This is a genomic window from Mesorhizobium sp. M4B.F.Ca.ET.089.01.1.1 (assembly GCF_004022605.1).
Lineage (GTDB): Bacteria > Pseudomonadota > Alphaproteobacteria > Rhizobiales > Rhizobiaceae > Mesorhizobium > Mesorhizobium abyssinicae.
The window spans coordinates 1-12,149 of record NZ_RZOS01000155.1 but is presented as its reverse complement, the minus strand read 5'-3'; the positions used below and the strand labels follow the sequence as shown (position 1 = coordinate 12,149).

Annotated in this window: 9 protein-coding genes and 2 pseudogenes; 7 read left to right on the top strand and 4 right to left on the bottom strand. The window is 63.8% G+C overall.

From position 1 onward, the window contains the following. Together EN780_RS16455 and EN780_RS16450 are read left to right on the top strand one after the other, a co-directional pair. Nucleotides 1–1,020: porin (locus EN780_RS16455; RefSeq protein WP_133372628.1), on the top strand; the 1,020-nt coding region annotated here is incomplete at its 5' end. A gap of 243 nt (nt 1,021–1,263) precedes the next feature. Beyond that, a complete protein-coding gene (locus EN780_RS16450; protein WP_128274718.1) occupies nt 1,264–2,337 on the top strand; it encodes a site-specific integrase in 1,074 nt (357 codons plus the stop codon). A gap of 158 nt (nt 2,338–2,495) precedes the next feature. Here the strand turns inward: EN780_RS16450 and EN780_RS16445 are convergent. Both EN780_RS16445 and EN780_RS16440 read right to left on the bottom strand, forming a co-directional pair. Beyond that, nucleotides 2,496–3,379: pseudogene (locus tag EN780_RS16445) on the bottom strand (alpha/beta hydrolase). Nucleotides 3,380–3,466: 87 nt separating this feature from the next. Continuing rightward, nucleotides 3,467–5,510, bottom strand: a pseudogene (locus EN780_RS16440) (lytic transglycosylase domain-containing protein). Nucleotides 5,511–5,870: 360 nt separating this feature from the next. Between EN780_RS16440 and dapA the strand changes: the two are divergent. The 3 genes from dapA (at nt 5,871) to EN780_RS16425 (ending at nt 8,211) form a co-directional block, all read left to right on the top strand. Next, entirely contained in the window at nt 5,871–6,752 is an 882-nt protein-coding gene (gene dapA, locus EN780_RS16435; protein WP_127283033.1) for a 4-hydroxy-tetrahydrodipicolinate synthase, read from the top strand. Between the two features lie 150 nt (nt 6,753–6,902). After that, nucleotides 6,903–7,382, top strand: coding sequence for an SsrA-binding protein SmpB (smpB, locus tag EN780_RS16430; protein WP_128274717.1), 480 nt, complete (start codon nt 6,903–6,905; stop codon nt 7,380–7,382). An 82-nt stretch (nt 7,383–7,464) separates the two neighbouring features. Continuing rightward, nucleotides 7,465–8,211, top strand: coding sequence for a GH25 family lysozyme (locus tag EN780_RS16425; RefSeq protein WP_128274716.1), 747 nt, complete (start codon nt 7,465–7,467; stop codon nt 8,209–8,211). Here EN780_RS16425 and EN780_RS16420 read toward each other — a convergent pair. Continuing rightward, nucleotides 8,180–8,851: a uracil-DNA glycosylase gene (locus EN780_RS16420; RefSeq protein WP_189556586.1), complete on the bottom strand. Its 672-nt coding sequence runs from the start codon at nt 8,849–8,851 to the stop codon at nt 8,180–8,182. The genes EN780_RS16425 and EN780_RS16420 overlap by 32 nt on opposite strands. After that, nucleotides 8,848–9,429: an NYN domain-containing protein gene (locus tag EN780_RS16415; RefSeq protein WP_127286183.1), complete on the bottom strand. Its 582-nt coding sequence runs from the start codon at nt 9,427–9,429 to the stop codon at nt 8,848–8,850. Before EN780_RS16415 ends, EN780_RS16420 begins: the two co-directional genes overlap by 4 nt. A gap of 304 nt (nt 9,430–9,733) precedes the next feature. Between EN780_RS16415 and rpoZ the strand changes: the two genes are divergently transcribed. Together rpoZ and EN780_RS16405 are read left to right on the top strand one after the other, a co-directional pair. Then, nucleotides 9,734–10,135 (top strand): DNA-directed RNA polymerase subunit omega, encoded by a 402-nt coding sequence (gene rpoZ / locus EN780_RS16410; protein WP_127286184.1) that lies wholly within the window; start codon nt 9,734–9,736, stop codon nt 10,133–10,135. 128 nt (nt 10,136–10,263) lie between these two features. Continuing rightward, nucleotides 10,264–12,149: bifunctional (p)ppGpp synthetase/guanosine-3',5'-bis(diphosphate) 3'-pyrophosphohydrolase (locus EN780_RS16405; RefSeq protein WP_133372627.1), on the top strand; the 1,886-nt coding region annotated here is incomplete at its 3' end.

The window sequence follows — 12,149 nt, the reverse complement described above, 5'->3', positions numbered from 1 at the left end:
GCGCGCGCCGCCGACGCCGTTGTCGTCGCCGAGCCGGAACCGGCTGAATACGTCAAGATCTGCGACGTGTACGGCTCGGGCTACTTCTACATCCCCGGCACCGAAACCTGCCTGCGCATCGGCGGCTTTGTCCGCTACGACATCGGCATTGGCGATCGCGAAGGCCACCAGGATGTGGCCGACCGTTTGGGTGACGGCACCAACGACACCTACCACAAGCAGGCCCGCTTCACGCTGAAGACCTGGACCGGCCAGGAAACCGAGCTCGGCACCTTGAAGACCTTCACCGAGACCCGTTTCAACTTCAAGGACGGTTATCACGACGACGCCGGCAGCTCGACGTCGCTGAACTTCGCCTGGATCCAGCTCGGTGGCTTCCGTGTCGGTAAGGACGAATCGGCCTTCAACACGTTCAACGGCTATGCCGGCAACGTCATCGACGATACCATCGTCCCCTACGGCGAATTCGACACCAACGTCATCCAGTACTACTTCGACGCCGGCAATGGCTTCTCGGCCGTGGTCTCGCTCGAAGACGGCGCTGGCGCCAATACGATCGATAGCTATGTTCCGCATATCGTCGGCGGCGTGAAGTACACGCAGGGCTGGGGCGCCATCAGCGGCGTCGTTGGTTACGACAGCAACTACGAATCCTGGGCTGGTAAGGCTCGCTTGGACGTCACCGTCAACGACGCAATCTCGGCGTTCGTGATGGCCGGCTACGGAAGCGACTCCGACTTTACCGATCCGAACACCGGCCACAGCTTCTTCAAGCTTTGGGACGGCAGCTGGGCGGTCTGGGGCGGCGCCAGCTACAAGTTCAACGAGAAGGCCTCGTTCAACGTGCAGGCGTCGTATGACGATGGCAAGACCTTCGGTCTCGCCGCCAACGTCGCTTACGATGTGGTTCCCGGCTTCACGGTCACGGCTGAAGTTGACTACTTCAACAAGGCCGACAGCGACTGGCACGGCAGCGACGACGGCGTCGGCGGTATCCTCCGCTTCCAGCGCTCGTTCTAAGGGCTGGTTGTCCACAGGTGAAATCCAGCCCGGGCGCTTCAACGCCCGGGCTGTTTTGTTTTCGTGATTGGGCTTGGGCAAACGGAAGGAAAAGGGGGTTCGATAGCTGAACAGAAGTCTGCGGAACGGTTTCGTGGGACCTGCCCTCTGGCGGGTGAAATCGGATTTGTCAGACTTAACTCTTGAAAGGACGCTTCCAAGCGGATAGGTGTCGCCTTTCCACTCGGGGGTGTGGTCAAAAAAATGACGAACGAAGCGATTCAAGAGGGGGTGCCCTCTGACCATTTCGCGATCTTTTCTTCTCAGACTGCAAAAATAAAATACAGCTATAACAAGATAAGAGAAGTAAAGTCGTACCGGGTCGGAGAGCTGTTTTCAGCATATCGGGATATACTCTGGGATGATGGGCGACATAAATACAATGTCAGCTCTTTCATCGGCGAAATCGATGAGATTCTCCTCGGGGAGCGTTTCAGCGCTTTTGACCAAAGCACCCTGGACAACCTTATCGGAACCCTGCGCCAGCGCGGCAACAGCAACGCAACCATCAATCGCAAGATGGCTGCTCTCAGCAAACTGCTGCGCAAGGCTCACAAGATGGGGGATATTCACAGCCTGCCCGAGTTCCGCCGCCAGAAGGAGCGGGCGGGACGGATTCGTTTCCTCGAAAAGGACGAAGAGGCGAGGCTGTTCGCCGCAATCAGGAGCCGCAGCGAGGACGCTTACCGGCTCTCCGTCTTCCTTGTCGATACCGGCTGCCGCTTGGGCGAGGCGCTCGGCCTGATCTGGAACGACATCCAGGAGCACCGCGTCTCCTTCTGGATCACCAAGTCCGGCCGCAGCCGTACCATTCCGATGACCGCCCGTGTCAAGGAAGTGATCAAGCTACCCGTCACCGAGGGACGCCGTCCCAAGGGCCCCTTCACCAAATTCAGCCAGGCGCAATTCCGCGCCATCTGGAACGAGGCGAAGGCCGAGGTCGGCCTTGCCGCCGACGAGCAAGTGGTGCCGCATATTTTGCGCCACACCTGCGCCTCTCGACTCGTCCAGGGCGGCATCGACATCAGGCGCGTGCAGATGTGGCTCGGCCATCAGACGCTGTCGATGACCATGCGCTACGCGCATCTAGCCACCAACGACCTCGACGGCTGCGTCTTCGTGCTGGAAACGCCGCGCTGCGACGGGGCGACGAAGGGCGCGGAAAACTCCATGTTTTCCTCTCCCGTGACCACGCCCACATCCTCAAAGCCGGCGCGCAAGCCGAAGAGCGAAGCGGCCGCCGTGAAGGTCTCCAGGAAAAGCTCCAGGGCCAACTAGCTTGAGTCCTTCTCCCCGTTCACGGGCAGGAGGTGGCTAAGGCGGATGAGGGCGGCGCCGATGGTCAGAATCCGTCGCCGCCATTTTCCGGGGGCGATTGTCTTTCTAAGCGTTTCTATACTGTTGAAATAGCTCAGCGGCCGATTTTGAGCTTGGGATTACTTCTTTTGAATTTCCGCCCGATCCAGGAACGCGGCGATGGCGATAGGCAAGGTGCCCGTTTCGAGGAACGGCGCATGACCCTGGCCCTCGACCGTGATTGCTTCCATGCCGGGATGTCGTTCTCGCTTCTCCTCAAGCGTTGCTGATGACAGCAGCTTGGAGTTTGCGCCGCGTATGGCAAGCAGCGGCACGGCGGCCAGCGCCTCGAACTGCGGCCACAGATCGGGCAGCGGCTTGCTGAAGTCGAGACCGGCCAGCGTGTCGACAAGCCTCGGGTCGAAATCCGGCATCAGCCCCGCGTCGGTCTCGCGAAAGAGCGCCGACACCATCCGTTCCCAGTCCGCTTCGGCAAGCGCCGGAAAGTCACCGCCGTGCACCTCGCGCTGCGCGTTGAGCGCCTCGGCGAATGTCTTCGGCTTCGGCGCGCCATCGAGATAGGAACGGATATGGGCGAGGCCTTGCGTCTCGATCACCGGGCCGAGTCGTTGAGCACCACGGCCTTCAGCACGGCCGGCGCGATCGCACCGAGCACATGGATGATCAGCCCGCCGCGCGACGTGCCGATGAAGCCCGCTTCCTCGATGCCGAGCGCGGCCAGCCCGGCCAGGATATCGCCGGCTTCGATGCCCACATTGTAGTGGCCGATGTCGGGGTCATAGGCCGATTGCCCGCGGCCGCGATAGTCGAAGGCGACGACCTTGCGCCCGGCCCGTTTCGACAGGTGGAGCGCCAATTCGTGGAAGTCGCGCGCGTTGCGGGTGAGGCCGGGCAGGCAGACGACAGGCCAACGACCCGAATTGATTTCGCCATAGATGCGGGCGTGAAGCCGGAGCCCATCCGGCGCGTCATAGAAAAAGTCGGAGAAAGCTTCGCCTGGCATGCGGACACGTCCCTCGCCATTGCCGATTCGTGCGCGAGTGCTACAGGCGAGGGCAGGGGCGGTCAAATGGCTGAGGGAAGGAAGGGCTCAACTGCGCCCATTCACCAGGTCTCCGACGATGTCGTATTTGCCGGAAATACGCATCTTGTAGACCTCGTAATTTTCCATCACGCGCTGCACGTAGCTTCTTGTTTCGGTGTAGGGAATACGCTCGATCCAGTCGACGACGGCGTCCACGTCCTTGCCGCGCGGGTCGCCGTATTTGGCCACCCACTGGGCAGCGCGGTTGGGGCCGGCATTGTAGCCGGCGAAGGTCAGCACATAGGATCCGCTGAAACGGTCGAGCTGCTCGCCGAGGAAGGCAGCGCCAAGCGTCGCATTGTAGCCGGCATCGCTGGTCAGGCGCGTCTGCGAGAACGTCAGTCCGGCCTTCTTCGCCAATTGCCTGGCCGTGCCCGGCATCAATTGCAGCAGCCCGCGCGCTCCGGCGCTGGAGACCGCGCCGACATTGAATTCGCTCTCCTGGCGGGCAATCGCATAGGCTAGCGCCTTGCCGGAGCCGGAAATGTCGGCGGTGTCGGGGATGACGCCTAGCGGGTGCGACAGCGCGCCGACGTCGATGCCGCGCTGGGCGGCGATCTTGCCGACCTTCAGTGCCATGAAATGGTTGCCCTGCTTTTCGGCGAGCACTGCGAGCAGCGCGAGCTCGCCGGGGCTGGTCAACTGCCCGGCGAGATCGCGGTAAAGCGTCTCGGCATAGCGGTCATAGCCGGCCTCCTGCAGACGCTTGATGGCGCTGACGGCCTCGCGGCCGGCAAAATTCTGCCGGTCGGCGGCACTTGGCTGCGGATAGGCGATGTCGAGGGTCCTCAAGCCGACGCGCTCACCGGCGAGCTGGCCGTAGAATGTGGTGCCATAGGCAGCCGCGCGGGTGAAATACGTCTTCGCGTCGCCGGGCCCGCCCACTTCGGCCGTGCGCCCAAGCCAATAATAGGCGCGCGACAGCGACATCGGTCCCTGCGCGAGGTCGGCGATGCGAGTGAAATGGGCGGCGGCGGTGGCCGGATCGTTGAGGCCGCGCAACGCGTACCAGCCGGCATGGAACTCGGCCTCGGCGGCGCTGGCCGGGCTTTCGGCAGCGTGCATGGAAACGATCTTGTAGGCGGTCTTCATGTCGCCCTGGTCGACCAGCTCGCGCGACAGCACCCGGCGCTCCACCCACCAGGCGTCGGGATCGACCAGCGACTCGCGGTCGGTCGGCGCCTTCATCACGAGCGCGGCCGCGTCGGCGAACTTCTGCTGCTTGCGCAGATATTCGGCCTCGGCAAAGAAATAGCCGGCTGAGCGCTGCGCGGCGGGCACGGCCTTGAGCAGTTTGGCCGTGTTCCTGTCGCCGCGGCCGGCGGCCGCCCAGGCCTCGGCGAGCGACTCGGCGCCGGCAAGCGCGGCGACGCGCAGCGCCGAACTCACCCGGTCGGCATAGAACATGCGCTCCATGCGGAAGCGATGATCGGCGGCGGGGATAAGCGCGCCGAACTCCTTGATGATGGTCGCCTCGTCCCTGGCTTCCAGCCTTTCCGCGCGCCAGAACGGCGACAGCACCGAGCGCGCTGCATTGAGGTTGCCCAGCGCGACATAGGATCGGGCAAGGATGATCACGCCTTCGGGGGGTCAACGGCTGGCTGCCCTTGAAAGCCTTCACCACGACTTGCGGGGAGGGATTCTCGCGATAGAGGGCGCGTTCGCTGTTCTTGCGCAGCGCGATCGTGCCCGGCCAGTTCGGCAGCACCTGCGCGGCGTCGGCGATATCGCCGCTCGGCACCCGGTCGCCGCCATAGAGCGCGATCGCCCAGGCCAGGATGTGGCGGTCGAGCGAATTGGCCGGCAAGGCCTCGCGCACCTGGCGCGCGCCGGCAACATCGTTGGCCGCCAGCCTGTCGAGACCGCCCTTCAAAATCGCGACGTCGGCGAAAGGTGATGTCGGCGCGTCCGGGCGGCCCTGATAGGCCAAGGGCGCTACCGGGAGGGCCGATGTCACCTCAACGTCGACGCCGCCGCCGATCGCCGCGGCCGGCATCAGCGCAAGCGTCGCGCCAAGAAACGCGAAAAGACGGGGCCGCCGGCCTGACATGGGGTTCGTCATTTCCTGTTCGAGCACATTACCAGCAGGCCAAGACGCATCGAAGCCTAAACATAGGTCGTGAAGAGCCCGTAAACATAAGGTTATCGAGGTCGTTCGATTTGCGCTTGCTGGCACCATGGCAATGCTTGCCGGTGAACCATGTCGAGACTATGGTGCGCGGCTTCGCTTTCGGCTAGAAGGCGCGCACGATAGACCGACCGACAAAACACCAATGCATGCCGCCCCAAAGTGGATACCGGTTTTGGGGCAATGACATGCATAACCCAACAATGCATGTCGCCCAAAAGTGGATACCGGTTTTGGGGCAACGACATGCATAACCAACGAAGTCCCAAGGAGTTGGACGACATGCTGAGAGGCTCGCTTACCGCGCTCGTTACACCGTTCGAAAAGAGCGGGCGTTTCGACGAGAAAGCCTTTCGCGCCTTCATCGAATGGCAGCTCGCCGAAGGCACCACGGGCCTCGTCCCGGTCGGCACCACCGGCGAGTCGCCGACGCTGTCGCATGACGAGCACCGCCAGGTGGTCAAGGTCTGCATCGAGGTCGCCAAGGGCCGCGCTCCGGTCGTCGCCGGCGCCGGCTCCAACAACACCGAGGAAGCCGTAGGCCTGGTGCAATTTGCCGAGCAGGCCGGCGCCGATGCCGCGCTGGTCGTCACGCCCTATTACAACAAGCCGACGCAGCGCGGCCTCTATGAGCACTTCGCCGCTGTAGCCCGCGCGACCAAGCTGCCGATCATCATCTACAACATCCCGCCGCGCTCGGTGATCGACATGACGCCGGAGACGATGGGGCGGCTGGCGCACGACTTCAAGAACATCGTCGGCGTCAAGGATGCGACCGGCAAGGTCGAGCGCGTCTCCGAGCAGCGCGCCACCTGCGGCAAGGATTTCGTCCAGCTTTCCGGCGAGGATGCCTCGGCGCTGGGCTTCAACGCCCATGGCGGCGTCGGCTGCATCTCGGTGACGTCGAACGTCGCGCCGCGGCTCTGCGCCGAATTCCAGGAAGCGACGCTTTCCGGCGACAGCGCCAAGGCCCTCGACCTGCAGGATCGGCTCCTGCCGCTGCATAAGGCGATCTTCATCGAGCCCGGCCTGTGCGGCGCCAAATACGCGCTGTCGAAGCTGGGCAAGGTCGAGAACGTCGTGCGCTCGCCGCTGGTCACGATCGAGGCCTCGACGGCCGAGAAGATCGACCAGGCTATGAAGCATGCCGGCTTGATAAACTAACGAGCCCGTTTGGAAACTCCTCTCCTGCGGCCATCTGAAGGCGCCACCTGCGCTTCCGGTGCTCACGTACTATATGTACGCTCCGCTCCGGTTCTCGGTGACACCGTCATCTGACTCGCAGGAGCGGGTTTCGAAACGGACCTGGACGTCATGAATCAAGTCAAGAAAGCCGATCCCAACAACAGGACCGTCGCGGAGAACCGCAAGGCACGGTTCTCCTACGAGGTGCTCGACACGCTCGAGGCCGGCCTCGTGCTGACCGGCACCGAGGTCAAATCGCTGCGCCAGGGGCAGGCCAACATCCAGGAATCCTATGCCTCCGCCGAGGGCGGCGAGATCTGGCTGATCAATTCCTATCTGCCGGAATATCTGCAGGCCAATCGCTTCAACCACGAGCCGCGCCGGCGCCGCAAACTCCTGCTCTCCAAGCGCGAGATGGCGAAGCTGTCGCAAAGCGTCGAGCGCGAAGGCATGACGCTGGTGCCGCTCAAGATCTATTTCAACGATCGCGGCCGCGCCAAGCTGCTGCTTGCGATTGCCCGCGGCAAGAAGCTGCACGACAAGCGCGAGACGGAAAAGCAGCGCGACTGGTCGCGCGAGAAAGGCCGCCTGCTCAAGGAACGCGGCTGAGGAATATCCGGCGCTGGCCTGAAAAAAGCCAACAGTCGGCCTTCAGCTTCCGGACATGAAGAGCCGACGTCGGGGGATAGTCTTGAAGAAGCGGATCGTCCTCTGGGTCCTGGCCAGCCTTGTCCTGGCGTGCGTCGTTGCAGCGGTCGGGTTCATCTACTTCCACACCTTCTCTCCCGATCGCGACCGGTTCCCCGTCAGGGGCATCGACGTCTCCCATCACCAGGGCCGGATCGACTGGCGGCGTGTCGCCGCCGACGATGTCGCCTTCGCCGTCATCAAGGCGACCGAAGGCGGCGATCATGTCGACGATGCCTTCGCCGCCAACCTGCGCGAGGCGCGCGCCGCCGGGCTGGCGGTCGGCGCCTACCACTTCTTCACCTTCTGCCGGCCGGGCGCCGACCAGGCGAAGAATTTCCTCTCGGTGGTGCCGCGCGGCGAGCCGCTGCTGCCGCCGGTGGTCGACATCGAATTCGGCGGCAATTGCCCGCAGCGGCCGTCGCCCGAGCAGTTGAGCGCCGAGCTCCAGGCGTTCCTCGGCCCGGTCGAGGCGGCCTTCGGCAAGCCGGCGATCGTCTATCTCACCGATGAGGCGGCGCAGGCCTATTCCGCGCATATCGCAGTTCGCCCGCGCTGGCTGCGCTCGTTGGCCATGCCGCCGGGCGAGGACGACTGGATCTACTGGCAGTACCACAACCGGGGTCGCGTCGACGGCATCGAAGGCGATGTCGACCTGAACGTGCTGCAGGGTGGGGCGGACAGGCTGGCTGAGCTATTCGCCACGCGGGTTTCCGAATCTAGTCCTCCAGAAACGCCGCGATCTCCTTGAACACGTTGACGAACATCGCTTCCGTCAGCACGCCGGTATTGGTGTTGTAGCGCGAGCAATGGTAGCTGGAGAACAGCGCGATGCCGCCGGCCTCGTGCCGTCCGCCGTGCCGGAACGGATGGGCGGCGACGCGCTCGCCCAGCGCCCGCACCGTCGACTGGTGCGCGATCGAGCCGAGCGCCAGCACCGCGCGCAGATTGGGAAAGCGTCCGATCGTCGGCACCAGAAAACTCCGGCAGGTGGCAATCTCGCCGCCGACCGGCTTGTTCTCCGGCGGCACGCAACGCACGGCATTCGTGATCGCCGTCTGCACCAGTTCCAGCCCGTCGTCGGGCCTTGCCTTGAACTCGCCGCGCGCCAGGCCATGGGCGATCAGCGTGCCGTAGAGCAGGTCGCCGGCATAGTCGCCGGTGAAGGGCCGCCCGGTGCGGTTGGCGCCGCGCAGGCCGGGCGCCAGCCCGACGATGAGCAGCCGCACTGCGCCCTCACCCTCCGGCGGCAGGAAAGTAGGCACCGGCGCGTTGAACCAGGACGGCTCGCGCCGCCGCCAGTCGGCGATGAAATCATGCAGCCGCGGGCAGAGCGGGCAGTCGCGGCCGGGTTCGGGGGAGGGCGCGGCGACCAAGGCCGCCGCCGTCAATAGTCGTCCTCGTCGACTTCGGCCGGTTCGGGCCGGCGCACCGGCCGTTCGGAGGGATCGCGGCCGACTTCGTTCTTCAGGCTCATCAGGTCCATGAAATGGTCGGCCTGGCGGCGCAGGTCGTCCGAGATCATCGGCGGCTGCGAGGCCATGGTCGAGACGATCGAAACCTTGCGGCCGCGGCGCTGCAGCGCCTCGACCAATGTGCGGAAATCGCCGTCGCCGGAGAAGATGACATAGTGGTCGACGACGTCGGCGAGCTCGAGCGCGTCGACGGTGAGCTCGATGTCCATATTGCCCTTGATCTTGCGGCGGCCGGTCGAGTCGGTGAATTCCTTGGCCGGCTTGGTCACCACCTTGAAGCCGTTATAGTCGAGCCAGTCGATCAGCGGCCGGATCGAGGAATATTCCTGATCCTCGACCAGCGCGGTGTAGTAGTAGGCGCGCAGCAGATAGCCGCGTTTCTGGAAGCTAGACAGAAGCTTGCGGTAGTCGATGTCGAAGCCGAGCGCCCGCGAGGTGGCATAGAGATTGGCACCGTCGATGAAAAGCGCGATTTTTTCCCGAGGGTCGAACATGGAAAATGTCCTTTTTCAAAATAGGCGGTCGTCTAAAAGCGTCGGCGACTATGCCCGCGGCCCGTCAACGGACCACATGGCCTTTCTTATCCGAGATAGCGCCAGTTTTACGGCAATCCAAGCTGTGTCGGCCCCTCGCAAGCAATTGTGATCGGCGCCGGATCGCTGCGGGCCTTGCCCATGCCGAGCCGGATAATCCCGCGGCAGGCGGATCGGCATTGCCAAGAAGCTTGTATTTTGGCGGCGTTCAGGTTATGGACCGCGCCTGTTTTCCGTCAAATCCATCGCATGAAAGGGGCAATTCATGGCCCGCGTAACCGTTGAAGATTGCATCGACAAGGTCGACAACCGCTTCGAGCTGGTGCTCCTGGCCGGCCACCGCGCCCGTCAGATCAGCCAGGGCGCGCAGATCACCGTGCCGCGCGACAACGACAAGAACCCGGTGATCGCGCTACGCGAGATCGCCGACGAGACGCTGTCGCCCGACGACCTCAAGGAAGACCTGATCCACTCGCTGCAGAAGCATGTCGAAGTCGACGAGCCGGAGGCCGATGGCGAGGCGATCGCCGACCAGACGGGCGCTGCCGTCGCGGCGACCGATACCGACGACGCCGAGGACAACATCGCCTTCGACCGCATGACCGAGGAAGACCTGCTGGCTGGCATCGAAGGCCTTGTGCCGCCTGAGAAGAGCGACGACTACTGAGAGAGTTTCCTGGACCTGCCCGGAACATTTTTCCGGCACTTCCGTCCAGGCAGTTTCGTGGCTATCTATGACATGCGCCGCATCCCGATGCGGCGCATGATTCATTTCAGCACCGCGAGATCCTGCCCATGATGCGTCAGTATGAGCTTGTCGAGCGCGTCCAGCGCTACAAGCCTGACGTCAACGAGGCGCTGCTCAACAAGGCCTATGTCTACGCCATGCAGAAGCATGGCCACCAGAAGCGCGCTTCCGGCGATCCCTATTTCTCGCATCCGCTCGAAGTCGCCGCCATCCTCACCGAGATGCATATGGACGAGGCGACGATCGCGGTCGCTCTGCTGCATGACACGATCGAGGACACCACCGCCACCAGGGCCGAGATCGACGAGTTGTTCGGCCCCGAAATGGGCAAACTGGTCGAGGGCCTGACCAAGCTCAAGAAGCTCGATCTCGTCTCCAAGAAGGCCGAGCAGGCGGAGAACCTGCGCAAGCTGTTGCTGGCGATCTCCGAGGACGTGCGCGTGCTGCTGGTCAAGCTCGCCGACCGCCTGCACAACATGCGCACCCTCGACCATGTTCCGGAAGCCAAGCGCCTGCGCATCGCCGAGGAGACGATGGACATCTATGCGCCGCTCGCCGGCCGCATGGGCATGCAGGGCATGCGCGAGGAACTGGAGGAGATCGCCTTCCGCTACATCAATCCGGAAGCCTACCGCGCCGTCACCGCAAGGCTGGCCGAGATATTCGAGCGCAACAAGGACGTGCTGACCGAGATCGAAAAGGCGCTGTCGGCCTTGTTCGAGAAACATGCCATCAAGGCCAGCGTGAAGAGCCGACAGAAGAAACCGTGGTCGGTGTTCCGCAAGATGGAAGCCAAGGCGCTGTCCTTCGAGCAGCTTTCCGACATCTTCGGCTTCCGTGTCGTCGTCGATACGCTCGAGGATTGCTACCGGGCGCTCGGCGCCATCCACACGACATGGTCGATGGTGCCCGGCCGCTTCAAGGACTACATCTCGACGCCCAAGCAGAACGACTACCGCTCGATCCACACCACCATCGTCGGCCCGTCGCGCCAGCGCGTCGAGTTGCAGATCCGCACCCGCGAGATGAACAAGATCGCCGAATATGGCGTTGCCGCGCATTCGATCTACAAGGATACAGGCGGCAAGACGAACGGCGCCGGCCACGCCATCTCGAAGGAGACCAACGCCTATGCCTGGCTGCGGCGCACCATCGAGCAACTGGCCGAGGGCGACAATCCGGAAGATTTCCTCGAGAACACCAAGCTGGAACTGTTCCAGGACCAGGTGTTCTGCTTCACGCCGAAGGGCATGCTGATCGCGCTGCCGCGCGGCGCCACCCCCATCGATTTCGCCTATGCCGTTCACACCGATGTCGGCGATACCTGCGTCGGCGCCAAGGTCAACGGCCGCATCATGCCGCTGATGACGGAATTGAAGAACGGCGACGAGGTCGAGATCATCCGCTCAAAGGCGCAGGTACCGCCCGCCGCCTGGGAATCGGTCGTCGTCACCGGCAAGGCGCGCGCCGCCATCCGCCGCGCCACCAAGAACGCCATCCGCAAGCAATATTCCGGCCTCGGCGCCCGCATCCTCGAGCGCGCTTTCGAGCGTGCCGGCAGGACCTTTACCAAGGAGAGCCTGAAGCCGGTGCTGCACCGGCTGGCGCGCAAGGACATTGACGACGTGCTGGCCTCCGTCGGCCGCGGCGAACTGGCCTCGACGGACGTCATGAAGGCGGTGTTCCCCGACTACAAGGACGAGCGCGTCACCGTCGCCGCCCCCAAGCAGCGCGAGGAGGGCTGGTCGAAGATCCGCAACGCCGCCGGCATGCTGTTCCAGATGCCGGGCCGCGCCGCGCGCAAGGACAAGGACCAGCCGCGCGACGGGGCGGTTCCGATCCGCGGCGTGCGCGGCGACCTGCCGGTGCGCTTCGCGCCAGAAGGAGCGGTGCCCGGAGACCGGATCGTCGGCATCATCCAGCCGGGCACCGG